Consider the following 18,926-nt stretch of genomic DNA (forward strand, 5'->3'; position numbering starts at 1 on the left):
TTGTGTCGAACTAAGGCAGCGCTATAGATTGCCCGCGCAAATATTCCGTGAGACAGACATGCCCGATTTCCCGACACTGGCAAAGCTCGCCGAAGACCTCGAAAGCGGTCGCACCACCTCCCGCAAGCTGGTCGAAGCCTGCATCGCCAGGATCGCCGATCCCGCCGGCGAGGGGCAGCGCACCTTCCTGCATGTCGACAAGGACGCCGCTCTGGCGGTTGCGGACGCGATGGACGGACTGCGCAGAGCCAAAGCCGCGCCGTCGCGCTATGCCGGCATCCCGATCTCGATCAAGGATCTGTTCGACGTCAAGGGGCAGACGACGCGGGCCGGCTCCCGCGCGCTCGACGATTCCGATCCGGCCGAGCACGACGCGCCAGCGGTGGCGCGCCTGCGCAAGGCGGGCTTCGTCGTGATTGGGCGGACCAACATGACCGAGTTCGCCTATTCCGGTATCGGCATCAATCCGCATTACGGCACGCCGAAGGGCGCCTGGAACCGGGCCGAGGGCCACGTGCCCGGTGGCTCGTCCTCGGGTGCGGCGGTGTCCGTGCTCGACGGCATGGCGCATGGCGCGCTTGGCACCGACACCGGCGGCTCCTGCCGGATACCGGCGGCCTTCAACGGCATCGTCGGTTACAAACCGACGCAGCGCCGCGTGCCGCTCGACGGCACCGTGCCGCTGTCCTTCTCGCTCGACAGTATCGGACCGTTGGCACGATCGGTCAGCTGTTGTGCCATTCTCGACGCGGTCCTAGCCAACGAGCCGATCGTCGCGCCGAAGCCGCGTCCCGTGAAGGGCATGCGGCTGGCGGTGCCGACCACGATTGCGCTCGACGATCTCGATGCAGAGGTTGCCGACACCTTCGAGCGCGCGCTGAAGACACTTTCCGACCACGGCGCCGTCATCGAACGCATCGAGATGGCGGAGTTCCATGACATCGGCCCGATGAACGCCAAGGGCGGCTTTGCCGCGTCCGAGAGCTACGCCTGGCACCGCTATCTCATCACCGCCAAGGGCGACATCTACGATCCGCGCGTCGCCGTCCGCATCATGCGCGGCGAGGCGCAGAGCGCGGCCGACTACATCGACCTGCTCAATGAGCGCCGCTCGCTGATCGCGCGTGTCAATGCGCGCATCGCGCCCTATGATGCCTTGGTGCTGCCGACTACGGCCAACACGCCGCCGAAGATTGCAGACCTTGCCGACGACAAGGCGTTCACCACGCAAAATCTCCGCGCGCTACGGAACTGCACCCTGATCAACATGATCGACGGCTGCGCCATCTCGCTGCCGGCGCATCGGAAGGGCGATATTCCCGTCGGTTTGATGCTCGCCGGTGCCGGTGGGTCCGATCGCCGTATCTTTGAACTTGCCGCCGGCATGGAGGCCGTCATTCGTGTTTGACCTCACTTTCACCGTTGACGCCCATGATGCCCCCACGCCGCTGACCCTGGCGATCGACCAGATGGTCATCGCCGGCTGGACCGGCCGCGATCCTGTCGCACGCGACAAGCACATCGCCGAGTTGCAGGAGATGGGCATCGCCCCGCCGGCGTCCACGCCGATCTACTACCGCGCCTCGGCGCGGCGGCTGACCCAGGAAGACAGCATCGAATGCACCGGCGGCGATTCCTCAGGCGAGGTCGAGTTCGTGCTGATCGGCTGGCAGGGCCGCATCTTCGTCGGCTGCGGCTCCGACCACACCGACCGCAGGGTCGAGGCCTATAACGTCACCGTATCCAAGCAGATGTGCGACAAGCCGATCGCCTCGACGCTGTGGGAGCTTGAGGACGTCATCGGCCATTGGGACAAGATGATCTTGCGCTCCTACGCGACGATCAATGGGGAACGCGTGCTCTACCAGGAGGGGACGCTGGATGCGATGCTGCCGGTCGCCGACCTCATTGCGCGCGGCTTCGAAGGCGGCAAGTTCCCCGACGGTTGCGCCATGTTCGGCGGCACCTTCGCTGCCAAGGGCGGCATCCGCCCCGCCGAACGCTTCGAGTTCGAGCTGGAAGATCCCGTGCGGAAGCGCACGATCAGGCACGGGTATGATGTGGTGACGTTGCCGGTACGGGGTTAGTTCTCACCTCGTCGTAAGGGCTCCTCGCAATGACGGCGAGAGAGTCGGAAATCGGGTGGTTGTGGTGGCCGCGGCCTGTCACACCCACATCCGTCATTCCGGGGCGCGCCATGGCGCGAACCCGGAGTCCATCGTGCGTCATTGTCGGTGGAGGAATGGATTCCGGGCTCGCGACTTCGTCGCGCCCCGGAATGACGGAAGCGGATAGGACATCGCCATGGCCGTTGCCAAACGTATTGCTGGACCCAATTCTGAAGCCGACCTCGTCACCCACGTCGACACCCTCGACTGGCCCCAAATCACCGCCGAACTCGACTCCCAAGGTTGTGCCGTCCTCGAGAGCCTGCTCACGCCCGAGCAGTGCTGCGCCATCGCCGCGCTCTATCCTGACGACGCGCACTTCCGCAGCCGTATCGTCATGGATCGCCACGGCTTTGGCCGCGGCGAATACAAATATTTCTCCTATCCGTTGCCCGGTCTGATCCCCGAGTTGCGCCCGGCGCTCTATGCGCACCTTCAGGGCGTCGCTAACCGCTGGAATGAGGAGATGGGAATCGACGTCCGCTATCCCGCAGCGCACGCGGCATTCCTGAAGCGTTGCCATGCGGCAGGTCAGGCGCGACCGACGCCGTTGCTGCTGCAATATGAAGCGGGCGACTACAATTGCCTGCATCAGGATCTCTATGGCGAGCACGTGTTCCCGCTTCAGGTCGCGATCCTGCTGTCAGAGCCGGGGCGCGACTTCAGCGGCGGCGAGTTCGTGCTGACCGAACAGCGCCCGCGCATGCAATCGCGTGCCGAGGTCGTGCCGCTGATGCAAGGTGACGCAGTCGCCTTTGCCGTGCATCATCGCCCGGTGCAGGGGACACGCGGCACCTATCGCGTTAATCTCCGCCACGGCGTCAGCCGTATCAGGTCCGGCCGGCGCCACACGCTCGGTGTGATCTTTCACGATGCCAAATGAGAGTTCCTGGTGACGGCTGATTTGTTCGACAACGTTGCCGAGGCGCAGCCGTCGCGCGAGGAGATGGCCGATGGCGCCGTGCTGCTGCGCGGCTTCGTCAAGCCGATCGAGAGCGAGCTTATCGAAGCCGTACGCGCGATTGTCGCGCAGTCGCCGTTCCGGCGCATGACGACGCCAGGCGGCTACCAGATGTCGGTGGCGATGACCAATTGCGGCGAGCGCGGCTGGATCACCGATCACACCGGCTACCGTTATGATCCCGTCGATCCGCGCACCGGCGCACCATGGCCGGCGATGCCGCCGGTGTTCCACGATCTCGCCCGCCGGGCGGCGGAGCAGGACGGCTTCGCCGGCTTCGCGCCCGATGCCTGTCTCGTCAATCGCTACGAGCCCGGCACGCGGCTGTCGCTGCACCAGGACAAGGACGAGCTGGATTTTTCTGCGCCGATCGTCTCGGTCTCGCTCGGTCTGCCCGCGACCTTTCTGTTCGGTGGCCTCGTACGCAGCGACAAGCCGCGCCGTTTTCGGCTGGTCCATGGCGACGTCGTGGTCTGGGGCGGCCCGTCCAGGCTTGCTTATCACGGCGTTGCGCCGCTCGCCGATGGCGAGCATCCGCTGCTGGGGCGCATCAGGATCAATCTGACGTTTCGCAGGACGCGCTGATGTTCCTTCTCCCACAAGGGGAGAAGGGAAGAGTCCCGGAAATGACGATGCGTCGTTTACGGCTTCGGCGGATGAATGAACGCCCAGGGGCTGACTTCCGAATCCCTGGTCACCTCCACCGAGATCAGATACGGCCCGCCATGCGCCAGCGCCTTCTCCATCGCGGCCTTGAATTGATCGGGTGCAGTCACGCGCGCCGCCGCAACGCCAAAGGACTCCGCCAGCTTGACGAAATCAGGATTGACCAGATCCGACGCCACGACCCGGCCTTCAAACCGCTCGCGCTGGTCGCGGCGGACATTGCCGTATGCATTGTTGTTGAACACCAGCGTCACCACGCCGATGTTGAATTGCACGGCGGTCGCAAGCTCCTGCACGCCGAACATGAAGCCGCCGTCGCCGGTGATCGCCACCACGGGCGTGTCGGGATTGGCGACTTTGGCACCGAGCGCGGTCGGGAAGCCCGAGCCGAGCGTGCCCTGATAGCCCGAGGTGATGAAGGTGCGCGGCTGGTAGATCGGAAAGCCGTACCAGGAGGCGAAGCCGAACTGCGACAGCTCGTCGGTCACGATCGCATTGGCCGGCAGCACTTCACGCAGGATGTTCAGGTACGCCATCTGCGGCTGGATACGCTGGATCTCCGCCAGCGCAGTCGCGGTCGCTTCGCGGATCGCAGCACGGCGGCCCGCGGTCTTGCTGTAGCCGGCCTTGCGCACGGCGGCAGCGAGATCGGCGGTTGCGGCCTTGGCATCGGCGACGATTGCCGTGTTGGACGGATAGCGGCGCATCTCGACCGGATCGATGTCGATGCGGATGCTCTTGAGGCCATCGGGCTGGTAAGGCCAGCGTGACATCGTCGGCAATTCCAGTCGCGTGCCGATCCCGATCATCAGGTCGGTCTTGGCCCACAGCTTGTAGGCGGCGGCCATGGTGAGGCCGAGCTCGTGCGCATTGGAGACGATGCCGCGGCCGCTGCGGAAGGCGACGACAGGCGCGTCGATCATCTCGGCGAGCTCGAGGATCTCCTCGCGCGCCTCGATCGCGCCGCTGCCGACGAAGATCATCGGGGCCTTGCTGCTTTTGATGAGCGCAGCCGCCTGCTTGATCATGTCAGGGTCGGGCTGTGGCGCAGGCAGAGGCTCCAGCACCTGCGCCGCGGCGGTGTCGCCGCGTTGGGTGAAAACGTCCCACGGCATTTCGACCGAGGCGGGTCCGCGCCGGCCTGACGTCATTTCCTGGAAGGCGCGCGCCACGGTCGTCGGCGCGTTGCCGGGATATTCGATGCGGTCGGCCCATTTCACATAGGTGCGCAAGGTGGCGAGCTGGTCCGGCATTTCGTGCAGATGGCCGCGACCTTTGCCCAGAAACTGCGTCGGCACCTGCCCGGTGACGCACAGCACCGGCTCGTTGCAGCCGAACGCAGTGAGCAGCGCCGCGCTGGCGTTGAGCACGCCCGGGCCGGGCACCACGCTGAACACGCCGGGCCTGCCGCTGGAGCGCGCATAGCCGAACGCCATGTAGCCGCAGGCCTGCTCATGCCGCGCGCCGATCACCTTGAGCTGCGCCTGATGGAAGGCGTCGAACAGGCCATAGACCTGCGCGCCGGGCAGGCCGAACACGGTGTCGACACCATGGGCGACGAGGCCGCTTACGATCGCTTCGCCGCCAGTGAGGGTGGTCATTGCACTATTCCAGTTCAATAGATGTTTCAGGCTTCGTCGACGACGCCGTTGCGCAACGTGCCGATGCCCTCGGCCGCGACCTCGATCACATCACCAGGCTTCAAATAGCGCGGCGGGTCGAACCGCGCACCGGCGCCGGTCGGCGTGCCCGTGACGATGATGTCGCCGGGCACGAGCGTTGCGAAGGTCGAGATATAGCTGATGAGATAGCGGAATGGAAACATCAGCCGGCTGGTACGGTCGTCCTGCCGTAGCTCGCCATTGACATGCGTGGTCAGCCTGATGTCTGCGATCTGCGCTTCCCTTGTGTAGGGCACGAGCCACGGACCGAGGCTGCCGCTGGAATCGAAGTTCTTGCCTTGGGTGACGTTGAACTTGGCGTGCCGCAGCCAGTCACGCACGGAGCCTTCGTTGCAAAGCGTGAGTGCGGCGACGTGTTCGAGCGCGGCGCTTTCGGCAATGTGCCGGCCGGACTTGCCGATCACCAGCGCGATCTCGCCTTCATAGTCGAGCTGCGCGGATGCGCGGGGGCGCACCAGCGGCGTGTCGTGGCCGACGAAGGACCGGGGTGAGCGCATGAACATGCTCGGATATTTCGGCGCGTCCTGGCCGTCCTTGTACTCGGCATTCCGATCAGGGTAGTTGACGCCGATGCAGATGATCTTCTCCGGCGCCGGTACCGGCGGCAGCCAGGTGACCTCGCCGAGCGCGTAAACCGGCGTGCGACTGGCGGCCTCCTCGGCGAAGCTCACCAGCTTTCCGGCGGCGATCACCTCGCGCAGCGTCGGATAGTCTTTTGCGTAGCGCGCCGAGAGATCGACGATGCCGCCCTCCAGGACGGCGCCGTAGCGGATATCACCCTTGACGGAATAGGTGGCGAGGCGAGGGAGCTTCATGCCTTAATCCGCTACCAGCACGTCGGCGACGAATTTCGGCTCGCGCACGGGTTGGCCCGTGAAGGGCGAGCCTTGCTCGAACCAGGAGCGCGGCGCGGGCGCGCCCCACAATGTTTGGCGGCGCGGATCGCGCAGCGACCAGCGCAGCGGCTCGTGGTCGTGATCTCCGGTGAAATAGTCGCTGGTATAGAGCTCGAGGCGGTGCCCATCGGGATCGCGCACATAGAGGAAGAACGCGTTCGAGATGCCGTGGCGCCCGGGCCCGCGCTCGATGTTCTTCACCAAGCCCTGCGAAGCCATGACGTCGCAGAGATGGATGATGTTCATCGCCGTCGGCGTCCAGTAGGCGAAGTGGTGCAGGCGAGGGCCCTTGCCGTTGGTGATCGCAAAATCGTGGACATTGCCCTTGCGGTGCATCCAGGCGGCGGCAATGCGCCCGTTCGGTCCGTCCTCCTCGGCGTATTCGGTGAGGCGGAAGCCGAGCCGGGCGTAGAACTCGACCGTGTCTTGCACTTCCGCGGCGAAGACGTTGAAATGGTCGAGCCGCTGCGGGTGGCATCCGCGGTAGAGGTCGTAGCGGCGGAGGAGATGCGGGCGTCGCTCCATCGACGCATAGAGCTCGATCTGGAAGCCGAAGGGATCGGTGAACTGCAGCGTGCGGCCCTGGAACGGTTGATCAGCAAACGCGTAAGCGAGGCCGTTCTCGGACAGAAACTTTGCGGCCTTGTCGAGATCGGCGTCATTGCCGACTTTGAAGCCCAGTCGGGCGCAGGCCGGCACGGCCGCTTTGCGCAGCACCAGCGAGTGATGCTGATGCTCCTCGGCTGCGCGCAGGTAAACGACCTTGTCTTCGGCGTCCTCGACATGCAAGCCGACAGTGGTCTCGTAGAACTCGCGGCTCAGCTTCAGGTCGGTCACGTCGAGCACGACGTGGCTGGAGCGAATGATGTTGAACGGCGGCTCGAAGGTGTGTTGCGGTACGGGCATTGCGTTTCCCCTCGGTTCTGTCATTCCGGGGCGGCTCGAAGAGCCGAACCCGGAATCTCGAGGTTCCGGGTTGGACGCTTCGCGCGCCGCCCCGAAACGACGGTGGCTTCTAAATCCCCAGTTTCTGGATCTTGTGCGTGCCCCGCGCCAGCGAGACGTGCTTGGTTTCCATGTAGAAGTCGAAGGAGTAATCGCCGCCGTCGCGGCCGATGCCGGAGGCCTTCATGCCGCCGAACGGTGTCGGCAGATGGCGCACGTTCTCGGAGTTCAGCCAGATCATGCCGGCGTCCAGCGCATCGGCGACGCGCAGGGCGCGGCCGACATCGTTGGTCCAGACATAGCCGGTGAGGCCATAGCGGATGTCGTTGGCGATCTCGATCGCGTCTGCTTCGTCCTTGAAGGGCAGCACGGTGAGGAACGGGCCGAACACCTCTTCCTGCGCCACGCGCATCTTGCCATGCGCCCCGGTCACCAGCGTCGGCTCGACATAATGTCCGCCGCCCGGACCGTCATAGGCCCTGCCGCCCACCGCGATCGTGGCGCCATCCTGCCGCGCGACATCGAAATAGGAGCAGACCTTTGCCAGGTGCCGCTCGTGAATCAGCGGCCCGATTTCGGTGGCGGGATCGAGGGGATGGCCGATCCTGAGCGCCTTCACGCGCGCAGTCAGCTTCTCCACGAATGTCCCCGCGATGTTCTGCTGGACCAGCAGGCGGCTGGACGAGGTGCAGCGCTCGCCATTGAGCGAGTAGATCATGAACACGACGGCATCGAGCGCGCGGTCGAGATCGGCATCGTCGAACACGATGACAGGGTTCTTGCCGCCGAGCTCGAAATGCACGCGCTTCAAGGTCGGCGCGCCCTGGACCATGATGGCCGAGCCCGTCGCGCTCTCGCCGACGAAGCCGATCGCCTTGATCGCGGGATGCTCGGTCAGCGCCCTGCCGGCCTCTTCGCCGAACCCGTGCACGGTGTTGAGCACGCCGTCGGGGACGCCGGCGTCCTTGACGAGCTTTGCCAGAATGGACGCCGTCACCGGCGACCATTCCGCCGGCTTGTGCACGACGGTGCAGCCGGCGGCCAGCGCAGGAGCAATCTTCCAGGTCGAGAGCATGAACGGCGTGTTCCACGGCGTGATCACGCCGACCGGGCCGATCGGCACGCGGGTCGAGATATTCCAGTGCTCGTCGCTCGGCGTGTTGAGACCGTCGCGCGCCTCGGCGCATTTGTCGGCGAAGAAGCGGAAATTCTCGGCGGCGCGGATCGCTGCCTTGGCCATGAAGCGATAGGCCTGGCCGGTGTCGATGCATTCGAGCACCGCGATGTCGTCGGCATTGTCCTCGATCGCGTCGGCGACGCGATGCAGCAGCTTCTTCCGCATCGCCGGACCCATGTCGCGCCAGGATTTGAAGGCAAGCGCAGCCGCGGTCGCGGCGCGGTCGATGTCCTCGGCATTGCCGCGAGCGACGCTTGCGAGCACCGCGCCATCGACGGGCGACTTCGTCTCGAAGGTCTCTCCTGAGATCGAGGGGACGACCTTGCCGTCGATCATGTGACCGATGCCGTCCGCGCGTAGCGTCTTCAGCAGCGGCGCAACACGCTCGCGATTGGCCTGGAACACATCGGCTTTTGGTATGGGCTTATCCATGGGTGGCTTCCACTCTCAGGGCATCGTGGATGTTGTTGCGCTTCCAGCTGGTGTCCTTGTCGTTGATCTGCACGTCGAACGACAGTGCGAACTTGCTTGCGGCGAAGACGGGATCGAGATGCTTTGAGAGCGCCCGGAACACGTGCTCGCCGGCCTTCTGGCGGGTGGGAAGGTCGCGGCCTTCACCGATGCGCAGCACCATGTCGAGGAAACCGTAGTCCTGCCGCGCGTCCGCGATCGCATAATGCTCGCATCTGACGGCGCGAACGCGAATGCCGCCGAGCGGGAAGATGCCGGTCTCGACCGCGGCCTTGCGCACGACCTCGCACACCGCTGCGATGTCGAGCCGGCCATCGAGATTGGCCGAATATTCGATCGTGAAATGCGGCATCGCGGTTTCGCTCCCTGTCTATTCTCGCTGCTTTACGCGAAGTAGCAGCTGACCGAGCCGTAGGGGCCATAGTCGGCTTGAATTGTGTCGCCCCTGCGGGTCTCGATCGGACGGATGAAGGAGCCGGCGAGGACGACCTGTCCCGGTTCGAGCGCAAGGCCGAGCGGCGCGATCTTGTTGGCGAGCCAGGCGACCGCAGTGGCGGGATGATTGAGCACGCCGGCGGCAAGGCCGGTCTCCTCGAGCTGACCGTTCCTGAAGCAGAGCGCACCGATCCAGCGCAGGTCGGCATCCAATGGCCGGATCGGTCTTCCACCGAGCACGATGCCGGCATTCGCGGCGTTGTCGGCGATGGTGTCGAAGATCTTCCGCGTGGCCTTGGTCAAGGGATCGAGGCGTTCGATCCGGGTGTCCAGGATCTCCAGCGCCGGCACGACGAAGTCGGTGGCGTTGAGCACGTCGAACATCGTGCAGCCGGGCCCCGACAGCCGCTTGCTCATGACGAAGGCAAGCTCGGCCTCGACGCGCGTCGCGATGAAGCGCTCGGTGGGAATGATCCCGCCGTCGGCAAAGAACATGTCGTCGAGCAGAACGCCGGAGTCAGGCTCGTCGATATCGAGCGCGCTCTGCATCGCCTTGGAGGTCAGGCCGATTTTGTGGCCTTTGACCGCGCGCCCTTCGGCGATCTTGACGTCGACCCAGGCCTTTTGAATCGCGTAGGCATCGGCAACGCTGATGTCAGGGAAATCCTGCGAGAGCTGCCGGATCTGCACGCGGGTCTTCTCCGCCTGGTGCAGGCGGCTCGCGCAGGCTTGGATATCGTCCTCGGAAAGCGCCATCTATGATCACGCGAAACGTGGTGCCCGAAGATGCTTAACATGTTAAGTGAATGCGTCAAACACAATTCGGGTATGCTGCACTGCAAACGTTTTGCGGTCTGAAGCGCGGCTTTGAAGGGGCGATATGGCGAAGAGACCGGCTGATTCCACCAATGGTAATACGCCCGCCGCACACCAGGTGCCGATGCGCGACTTCTCGCGCTCGCTGCCGATGTCGCTGCTGCGGGCACGTGAGGCGGTGATGCGGCAATTTCGCCCATCGCTGCGCCAGCATGGGTTGACCGAGCAGCAATGGCGCATCCTGCGCGCGCTTGCCGCCCTCGAGGGCGCCGAGGTTACGGAACTCGCGCGCACGGCCTTTCTGCTCGGGCCCAGCCTGTCGCGCATCCTGCGCGATCTGGAGGCACGCAATCTGATCGAGCGCAAGACAGCGAAGGCGGACCAGCGCCGCAGCATGGTTTCGATCTCGAAAGACGGGGTGAAACTGATGGCCTCCGTGGCGCCGACATCGGAGGCCATCTATGCCGAGATCACGCGGCGCTTCGGCGCGCGCAAGCTCGCCGAATTGCAGCAGATGCTAGGCGAGCTCGAACACACCCTCGCCGGGCTCGGAAGCGCGGATGATACACGCGCGGAGGAGTGACCCCAGATATGCGTGCGTGCGCGGCGAGAGCCATGGACATTGACGCTTTTTTTCGCTCAAAGTGCAGCCCAACCCAATCCGCGGCGAGTGAAAGCAACAGGGAAGGAAAGGCAACGTGGCGAACAAGGTCAAGGAAATCTGGAAGTCGGGCAAAGCCGTAGTCAACGCGTGGCTTGCTATTCCCTCCGGCTTCTCGGCTGAGATGATCGCGCAATGCGGCTTCGACAGCGTCACGGTCGACATGCAGCACGGCGTGCAGGATTATCTGTCGATGGTGCAGTGCTTCCAGGCCATGGACAAGCATCCGGTCACCCCGATGGTCCGCGTGCCCTGGAACGAGCCCGGCATCATTGGCAAGGTGCTCGACGGCGGCGCCTACGGCGTGATCTGCCCGATGGTCAACACGCCACAGGAAGCCAGGAACCTGGTCTCCTATTCCAAATACCCGCCGCAGGGCGTCCGCTCCAACGGCCCGATTCGCGCCGGCATGTATGGTACCGCGGGCTCCTATCAGAAGACCGCGAATGCCGACACCATCCTGCTGCCGATGATGGAGACCAAGACGGCGGTCGAGAACATGGAGGCAATTCTCGACGTCGAGGGCATTGACGGCGTCTATATCGGTCCGTCCGACCTCGGCTTCTCCTACGGTCTCGAGCCGAAGCTCGACCGCTCCGAGCCCGAGATCCTTGCGATCTACGAGAAGATCATCAAGGAATGCGGCAAGCGCGGCCTCAACCCGGGCATCCATTGCAGCGGCGCCGAAGGCGCCGTGCGCGCCATCAACATGGGATTCAAGCTCGTGACGCTCTCGAACGAGGTCGGCCTGATGACGACTTATGCCAAGATGCAGGTCAATGCGACCCGCAAGGATTCGGCCGGCAAGGCCTGACAGGTCCCGCGAATGGCGAGTGGGGAGTAGCGAATGGGCTACTCCCCTTTTCCATTCGCCACTCCCTATTCGCTACTCGCCTCCGAAGGAGATTCACATGACCATCAGTCCCGTCATCCGCCTGCATCCCGATGATGGCGTGCTGATCGCGCGCGCGAGCCTGCCGCCGGGGACGGTCGTCGCCGACGGCGTGACCACGGTCGAGCGCATTCCCTCCGGCCACAAGGTCGCGATCAGGCCGATCGCCGTGGGCGAGCCTGTGATCCGCTATGGCCAGATCATCGGCTTTGCAACCCAGGCCATCGCGCCGGGCCAGCACGTGCACGTGCAGAATTGCGGCATGGGCGATTTCGCCAAGGACTATGCCTATTGCGCCGACGTCAAACCGACGCCGAATTTCGATCTGCCGGCGACTTTCGAAGGCATCCGCCGCCCCGATGGCCGCGTCGCCACGCGCAACTATATCGGCATCCTCACCTCGGTGAATTGCAGCGCGCATGTCGCAAGCCTCGTCGCCGATGTCTTCAAGAAGAATCCTTTCACCGGCGACAATCCGCTGGCCGATTTCCCCAATGTCGACGGCGTGGTCGCGCTGACCCACAAGACCGGATGCGGCATGACGCAGAACGAGCCGCTGGCGTTGCTCCGCCGCACGCTCGGGGGCTACGCGCGGCACGTCAATTTCTCCCACGTCATCGTGCTCGGCCTCGGCTGCGAGGTGAACCAGATCGGCGGCCTCATGGAAGAGCAGAAGCTCGCCGGCCGCCTCCGCGCGATGGACATCCAGGAGGTCGGCGGCACCCGCAAGACGGTGGAGGCCGGCATCGCCTTCGTGCGCGAGGCACTCACTGATGCCGACAAGGTCAAGCGCGAAACCGTGCCGGCGAGCGAGCTCACCGTGGCGCTGCAATGCGGCGGTTCGGACGGCTATTCCGGCGTGTCGGCCAATCCGGCGCTGGGCGCGGCCAGCGATCTAATCGTGCGTCACGGCGGCACCGTGATCCTGTCGGAGACGCCTGAGACCTACGGCGCCGAGCATCTCTTGACACGGCGCGCCGTCAGCCGCGAGGTCGGCGAGAAACTGGTCGATCTGATGCGCTGGTGGGATGAGTACACGACGCGCGAAGGCGCCGAGATGAACGCCAATCCGAGCCCCGGCAACAAGGCCGGCGGCCTCACCACCATCCTGGAGAAGTCGCTCGGTGCGATGGCGAAGGCGGGCACCACCAATCTCGTCGAGGTGCTGCGCTATGCCGAGCCCGTCACCAAGAAGGGCTTTGTCTTCATGGACACGCCCGGCTACGACCCCGTCGCAGCCACCGGGCAGGTCGCCGGCGGTGCCAATCTCGTCTGCTTCACCACGGGACGCGGCAGCGTGTTCGGCTGCAAGCCGGCACCCTCGATCAAGCTTGCCACCAACACGCCGATGTACAAGCGCATGGAAGAGGACATGGACGTCAATTGCGGCACCATCCTCGAAGGCGAGGAGAGCGTCCAGGAGTGCGGCCAGCGCATCTTCGATCTTATTTTGAAGACGGCCTCCGGCCAGCCCACCAAGAGCGAGAGCTTCGATTTCGGCGGCGCCGAATTTGCGCCCTGGGTGCTCGGCGCGACGATGTAGCCGTGTTGCGTGCGCCGATCACGCAAATGCACTGAAACGAGGTCTAAAAACCGGTGTTTGCGCACCGCGCGGCGGCGCGTGTGATGATCCGAATTGCAACGATCTTTCGCTAGGTAATGATACGGAGGCAGGCGTCTCCATCAAAAGTTCCCCGGCTTACATCTGGTTAACACTGTTGTCCTAGACACGGGAGTGATGCGGCTGCGCAACGGTGCGAGCCGGCCTGAATCCGAGGATCGAACGATGCAAGCGATACGTCCCGCGGGGGTGGAAAATCTCCTTGGTGAGGAGGAGCTGATCGTGTCGAAGACCGATCTCAAGGGCCGCATCACTTACGCCAACGACGTCTTCCTCCGGATGGCGAAGTATTCCTGGAAAGAGCTGATGGGTGCCCCCCACAGCCTGATCCGCCATCCCGACATGCCGCGCGCCGTCTTCAAGCTGCTTTGGGACACGCTTCAGGCCAAGCAGGAGATTTTCGCCTACGTCGTCAATCTGGCGAAGGACGGCAGCCACTACTGGGTGTTCGCCCACGTCACGCCGACCTTCGACGAGCGCGGCAATATCGTCGGCTATCACTCCAACCGTCGCAAGCCGGATCCGAAGCAGGTCGAGCGCATCAAGCCGATCTACAAGACCTTGTGCGAGGAAGAGGCGCGGCATGCCAATGCCAAGGAGGGCATGCATGCGAGCTTCGAGGCGATGGTCGGACTTTTGAAGCAGCAGGGTGTCGGTTACGATGAATTTGTGCTCTCTCTCTAAGGCGCAAGGCGCGACCACGCTCGCGTGTGGCCTTGTCGTCGTTGCGTTCGCCCTCTCGCTTCTCGACGTGAGCGGAATCCCCGCTGCGGCAATGCTCGGCGCGACCGTCGTGCTGCTCGGCTTTGCTGCCTGGAACCAGCAGCGCACCACCGCCGCTATCGATGAGGTAGCTGAGGTATGCCGCAAGGCGGCGCACGGCGATCTCGTTGCGCGCATCCTGAGCGAGCGGCAGGCCGGACGCATCGGCACGCTGCAGAAATCGGTCAACGACATGCTCGACATCGCCGATGCCTTCGTCCGCGAAGCCTCGGCGTCGATGGACTACGCCAGCCGCGGCAAGTATTTTCGCAAGATTCTCGCGCGCGGCCTGCCCGGCTCGTTCCGCCGTTCGGCCCTCGTCATCAATTCCGGCACCGACAGCCTCGGCCACCGGGTGGTGGAGATCGCCGATCTCGCCAAGCAGTTCGGCACACATCTCGATCAGGTTGCCGGTTCGCTGATGGGCGCGGCGACCGATCTCGAATCCGATGCCGGCCAGATGGCGGCCGCCGCCGAGAAGACCAGCCGCCAGACGTCGGGCGTGCTCAGCGCCTCCGATCAGGCCTCGCGCAACGTCGCGTCTGTCGCCAGCGCGGCGGAGCAACTCGCATCCTCGATTGCCGAGATCGGCCGCCAGGTGACGGGCTCGACCGCGAGCACCGGCCGCGCCGTGAACGAAGCCAACCGCGCCGGCAGCGAGATCCGCACGCTTGCGGACGCGGCATTGCGGATCGGCGACGTCGTCAAGCTGATCAGCGAGATCGCCTCGCAGACCAACCTTCTGGCGCTCAACGCCACCATCGAGGCTGCGCGCGCGGGTGAGGCGGGCCGCGGCTTCGCCGTCGTCGCCTCCGAGGTCAAGAGCCTCGCCAACCAGACCGCCAAGGCGACCGAGGAAATCAGCGCCAAGGTCGGCGAGATGCAGCAGTCGACCACCAATTCGGTCGCGGCCGTCGAGGCGATCGCGCAGACCATCGCAGAGATTGACGGCGTCACCGCTTCGATTGCAGCGTCGATCGAGCAGCAAGGCTCCGCTACGCGTGAGATCGCACGCAACGTCCATGAGGCCTCGGCCGGAACCTCGCGGATGTCCTCCAACGTCACGGGGATCAGCGAAGCCGCCGCCGACACCGGCCGTGTCGCTGCCCGCGTCAACAGCGCCTCCGAGCGCGTCCATAACGAGGTCGAGACGCTCCGCCGCGAGGTCGCGCAGTTTTTGCAGCGGCTGACCTCGGCGGCGTGAGGTTTGCTCAAGAGCATGCTGTAACCCTCTCCCCTTGTGGGAGAGGGTGGCTTCGCTGAAAGCGAAGCCGGGTGAGGGGTCTCTACCCTCACGAGCGGACTCGCGAGTGGAGAGAACCCCTCATCCGGCGCTTCGCGCCACTTTCTCCCATATGGGGAGAAGGAAGAAAGCATCCCCTCAGCACCTTGCCTAGGCACCCTCTGCCCGTTGTTAGTGCTTGATCGCACTGACGTCAGGTGTTCTGCTCAAAAAAGCTGCTGGAGCACCGTACCCCGTGTCGATCTACGTCGCATTACACCACGTCACGCATTACAAATACGACCGCCCGATCGATCTCGGACCGCAGACCATCCGCCTGCGGCCGGCACCGCATACGCGAACGCCGATCCTGAGTTACTCGCTCAAGGTCACGCCATCGAATCACTTCGTGAACTGGCAGCAGGACCCGCAAGGCAACTGGCTCGCCCGCTACGTTTTTCCGGAGAAGACCACCGAGCTGAAGTTCGAGGTCGACTTCACGGCACAGATGACCACGGTCAATCCGTTCGACTTCTTCGTCGAGCCCTACGCCGACAGCTTTCCGTTCGAATACCCCCGGGATCTCAAGACCGAGCTGGCGCCCTATCTCGAGACCATCAAGCCCGACGCCGCCTTCGCAAAATATCTGGCCTCGATTCCACGCGAAGCGCCGAATACCGTCAACTTCCTGGTCGAGCTCAATCGCGAGCTGCAGAAGAAGATCAGCTACATCATCCGCATGGAGCCCGGCGTCCAGACGCCGGAGGAGACGCTGACCTCCTGCGCCGGCTCGTGCCGCGATTCCGCCTGGCTGTTGATCCAGACCTTCCGTCATCTCGGTCTCGCCGCCCGCTTCGTCTCGGGCTATCTGATCCAGATCCGCCCCGACATCGATCCGATCGAGGGACCGCCTGAGGTCGAGAACGATTTCACCGATCTGCACGCCTGGGCGGAAGTCTACCTGCCGGGCGCCGGCTGGATCGGGTTCGACGCGACATCAGGCATGCTGGCGGGCGAGGGGCACATCCCCGTTGCCGCTACGCCGCATTATCGCTCGGCCGCGCCGATCTCGGGCGGCGCCGGCTTTGCCGAGGTCGAGTTCGCCTTCGACATGAGCGTCAAGCGCATCCGAGAGGCGCCGCGCATCACAAAACCGTTCTCCGATGACTCCTGGACACGGCTGAACGATCTCGGCGAGCAGGTCGACGGCGATCTCGCTGCGCAGGATGTGCGCCTCACCATGGGCGGCGAGCCGACGTTCGTGTCCGTCGATGATCTCGAAGCGCCGGAGTGGAATACGGAAGCCGTCGGCCCCACCAAGCGGGCGCTCGGCGACGATCTGATCCGCCGCCTGCGCACGCGCTTCGCACCGGGCGGCCTTTTGCATTACGGCCAGGGCAAATGGTATCCGGGCGAGAGCCTGCCGCGCTGGGCGTTTGGTTTGTACTGGCGCAAGGACGGCGTGCCGATCTGGAAGAACGCGGATCTCATCGCAAAGGTCGAGAGTCCGAAACGTGCTCAGACCGAGGACGCCGAGGATTTCATGGAGGGCACGGCGGTGCGGCTCGGGCTCGATCCCGGCTACATCATTCCGGCCTATGAGGATACGGTCTACTGGCTGCAGAAGGAAGCCGAGCTTCCGATCAACGTCGATCCCTCCAATTCGCAATTGTCCGATCCCGAGGCGCGCGCGCGCATGGCGCGGGTGTTCAATCAGGGCCTGCGCGCGCCGCGCGGATTCGTGCTGCCGGTGCAGCGTTGGAATGCGCCGCCGCGCTGGCGCAGCGAGCGCTGGCAGCTTCGCCGCGGTCATCTGTTCCTGTCGCCGGGCGATTCACCGCTCGGCCTGCGCCTGCCGATCGGATCGCTCGGGTACGTCCCACCTAATCAATACCCTTACATCGTCGAACAGGACCCGATGGAGGCGCGTGACAAGCTGCCGGTGTTCACGCTCCCCGAGCGGCCGAAAGCGCCGCCGCGGGTCGCGCCCGAGCAGCTGAACACCTCCATTCCGGTCCGGACCGCGATGTCGGTGGAGGTGCGCGACGGCGTGATCTGTGCCTTCATGCCGCCGGTCGAGCGCATCGAGGACTATCTCGAGCTGATCGCAGCGATCGAGGCGACGGCCGAGGAGATGCAGCTTGCCGTCCATGTCGAAGGCTACGCGCCGCCGTTCGATCCGCGCATCGAGGTCATCAAGGTCACGCCCGATCCTGGCGTGATCGAGGTCAACATCCAGCCAGCGCAGAGCTGGCGCAATGCGGTCGAGATCACCACCGGCCTCTATGAGGACGCCGGCAAGGTGCGACTCGGCGCCAACCGCTTCCTCCTCGACGGCCGCCACACCGGCACCGGCGGCGGCAATCACGTCGTGATCGGCGGCTCGAACCCGCAGGATTCGCCGTTCCTGCGCCGGCCCGATCTGCTCAAGAGCCTGGTGCTGTACTGGCAGCGGCATCCCTCGCTGTCCTACTTCTTCTCCGGCCTCTTCATCGGTCCGACCAGCCAGGCGCCGCGCATCGACGAAGCCCGACACGACAGCATCTACGAACTCGAGATCGCGCTCTCGCATGTGCCGCCGCCGGGTTACCAGACGCCGCTATGGCTGGTGGATCGCCTGTTCCGACATCTGCTCGTCGACATCACGGGCAACACCCATCGCGCCGAAATCTGCATCGACAAGCTCTATTCGCCAGATGGTCCCACCGGCCGCCTCGGTCTCGTCGAGTTCCGTGCGCTTGAAATGCCGCCGGATCCACGCATGTCGCTGGCACAGCAGCTCCTGATCCGCGCGCTGATCGCAAAGTTCTGGCGTGAGCCGCAACACGGCAAGTTCGTGCGTTGGGGCACCGCGCTGCATGATCGCTTCATGTTGCCGCATTTCATCTGGGAAGATTTCCAGGACGTGCTCTCGGAGCTGAAGAACTCCGGCTATCCGTTCGAACCCGAATGGTACCTGGCCCAGCTCGAATTCCGCTTCCCAGCCTTCGGCCGTGTCCACCATGGCGGCGTGACGCTGGAATTGCGGCAGGCGCTGGAGCCCTGGCATGTCCTCGGCGAAGAAGGCTCGGCCGGCGGCACCGTGCGCTATGTCGATAGCTCGGTCGAGCGGCTCCAGGTCAAGGCGGACGGTTTTGTCGAGGGCCGCCACGTCATCAGCTGCAACGGCCGCCGCCTGCCGATGATTTCGACCGGCCGCTCGGGCGAGGCCGTGGCCGGCGTCCGCTTCAAGGCCTGGCAGCCGGCCTCCGGCCTGCACTCGACCATCCCGGTCCACGCGCCGCTGACCTTTGACCTGATCGACACCTGGAACGGCCGCTCGCTCGGCGGCTGCGTCTACCATGTCGCCCATCCCGGCGGCCGCAACTACGATACCAAGCCGGTCAACACCTACGAGGCCGAGGCGCGGCGGCTGGCACGCTTCCAGGACCACGGCCATACGCCGGGGCCGATGCGGCCGCCGCCCGAGGAACGCACAAGTGAATTTCCGCTGACCCTCGACTTGCGGACCCCGCTCCTGCAATGAGTATGATGGTGGGGCAGGGAGAGGC

At 64.7% G+C, this 18,926-nt stretch carries 16 protein-coding genes; 10 read left to right on the forward strand and 6 right to left on the reverse strand.

All coding sequences use genetic code 11. From position 1 onward, the window contains the following. The first annotated feature begins 58 nt into the window (after positions 1-58). The 4 genes from BM374_RS21640 to alkB all read left to right on the forward strand — a co-directional run bounded on the left by BM374_RS21640 (position 59) and on the right by alkB (position 3,714). A complete protein-coding gene (locus BM374_RS21640) occupies positions 59-1,408 on the forward strand; it encodes an amidase (RefSeq protein ID WP_092296171.1) in 1,350 nt (449 codons plus the stop codon). Beyond that, the gene (locus tag BM374_RS21645; protein ID WP_092296174.1) at positions 1,401-2,087 is read left to right on the forward strand and encodes a DUF2848 domain-containing protein; all 687 of its coding nucleotides are present in this window, start codon (positions 1,401-1,403) and stop codon (positions 2,085-2,087) included. Before BM374_RS21640 ends, BM374_RS21645 begins: the two co-directional genes overlap by 8 nt. Before the next feature lie 217 nt (positions 2,088-2,304). Beyond that, the gene (locus BM374_RS21650) at positions 2,305-3,051 is read left to right on the forward strand and encodes a 2OG-Fe(II) oxygenase (protein ID WP_092296177.1); all 747 of its coding nucleotides are present in this window, start codon (positions 2,305-2,307) and stop codon (positions 3,049-3,051) included. Between the two features lie 9 nt (positions 3,052-3,060). Beyond that, entirely contained in the window at positions 3,061-3,714 is a 654-nt protein-coding gene (gene alkB, locus BM374_RS21655) for a DNA oxidative demethylase AlkB (protein WP_092296180.1), read from the forward strand. 56 nt (positions 3,715-3,770) lie between these two features. Here alkB and BM374_RS21660 read toward each other — a convergent pair whose 3' ends face one another. From BM374_RS21660 to hpaH, 6 genes are all read right to left on the reverse strand, one after another. Further along, on the reverse strand, positions 3,771-5,396 hold the full coding sequence (locus BM374_RS21660) for a thiamine pyrophosphate-dependent enzyme (RefSeq protein ID WP_092296183.1): 1,626 nt from the start codon (positions 5,394-5,396) through the stop codon (positions 3,771-3,773). Positions 5,397-5,422: 26 nt separating this feature from the next. After that, the gene (locus BM374_RS21665) at positions 5,423-6,292 is read right to left on the reverse strand and encodes a fumarylacetoacetate hydrolase family protein (protein ID WP_092296187.1); all 870 of its coding nucleotides are present in this window, start codon (positions 6,290-6,292) and stop codon (positions 5,423-5,425) included. 3 nt (positions 6,293-6,295) lie between these two features. Next, a complete protein-coding gene (gene hpaD, locus BM374_RS21670; protein ID WP_092296190.1) occupies positions 6,296-7,279 on the reverse strand; it encodes a 3,4-dihydroxyphenylacetate 2,3-dioxygenase in 984 nt (327 codons plus the stop codon). A 109-nt stretch (positions 7,280-7,388) separates the two neighbouring features. Then, positions 7,389-8,927 carry a 5-carboxymethyl-2-hydroxymuconate semialdehyde dehydrogenase gene (hpaE, locus tag BM374_RS21675; protein ID WP_092296193.1) on the reverse strand — a complete coding sequence of 513 codons (1,539 nt, stop codon included), beginning with the start codon at positions 8,925-8,927 and terminating at the stop codon, positions 7,389-7,391. Next, positions 8,920-9,318, reverse strand: coding sequence for a 5-carboxymethyl-2-hydroxymuconate Delta-isomerase (locus BM374_RS21680; RefSeq protein WP_092296196.1), 399 nt, complete (start codon positions 9,316-9,318; stop codon positions 8,920-8,922). Before BM374_RS21680 ends, hpaE begins: the two co-directional genes overlap by 8 nt. A 32-nt stretch (positions 9,319-9,350) precedes the next feature. After that, entirely contained in the window at positions 9,351-10,157 is an 807-nt protein-coding gene (hpaH, locus tag BM374_RS21685) for a 2-oxo-hept-4-ene-1,7-dioate hydratase (protein ID WP_092296199.1), read from the reverse strand. A 124-nt stretch (positions 10,158-10,281) separates the two neighbouring features. Between hpaH and hpaR the strand changes: the two genes are divergently transcribed. The 6 genes from hpaR to BM374_RS21715 all read left to right on the forward strand — a co-directional run bounded on the left by hpaR (position 10,282) and on the right by BM374_RS21715 (position 18,901). Continuing rightward, positions 10,282-10,800: a homoprotocatechuate degradation operon regulator HpaR gene (gene hpaR, locus BM374_RS21690; protein ID WP_092296202.1), complete on the forward strand. Its 519-nt coding sequence runs from the start codon at positions 10,282-10,284 to the stop codon at positions 10,798-10,800. A 115-nt stretch (positions 10,801-10,915) separates the two neighbouring features. After that, complete coding sequence (locus BM374_RS21695; RefSeq protein WP_092296205.1) at positions 10,916-11,692, forward strand: HpcH/HpaI aldolase family protein; 777 nt, start codon at positions 10,916-10,918, stop codon at positions 11,690-11,692. Between the two features lie 97 nt (positions 11,693-11,789). After that, positions 11,790-13,313, forward strand: a complete 1,524-nt coding sequence (locus BM374_RS21700; protein ID WP_092296208.1) for a UxaA family hydrolase — start codon at positions 11,790-11,792, stop codon at positions 13,311-13,313. Between the two features lie 243 nt (positions 13,314-13,556). Further along, on the forward strand, positions 13,557-14,075 hold the full coding sequence (locus tag BM374_RS21705) for a PAS domain-containing protein (protein WP_092296956.1): 519 nt from the start codon (positions 13,557-13,559) through the stop codon (positions 14,073-14,075). Next, on the forward strand, positions 14,053-15,357 hold the full coding sequence (locus BM374_RS21710) for a methyl-accepting chemotaxis protein (RefSeq protein ID WP_177248446.1): 1,305 nt from the start codon (positions 14,053-14,055) through the stop codon (positions 15,355-15,357). Before BM374_RS21705 ends, BM374_RS21710 begins: the two co-directional genes overlap by 23 nt. Positions 15,358-15,631: 274 nt before the next feature. Beyond that, positions 15,632-18,901, forward strand: coding sequence for a transglutaminase family protein (locus BM374_RS21715; protein WP_092296214.1), 3,270 nt, complete (start codon positions 15,632-15,634; stop codon positions 18,899-18,901). The last annotated feature ends 25 nt before the right edge of the window (positions 18,902-18,926 follow it).

The sequence above is a fragment of the Bradyrhizobium sp. Ghvi genome (assembly GCF_900115265.1).
In the GTDB taxonomy this organism is placed as follows: domain Bacteria; phylum Pseudomonadota; class Alphaproteobacteria; order Rhizobiales; family Xanthobacteraceae; genus Bradyrhizobium.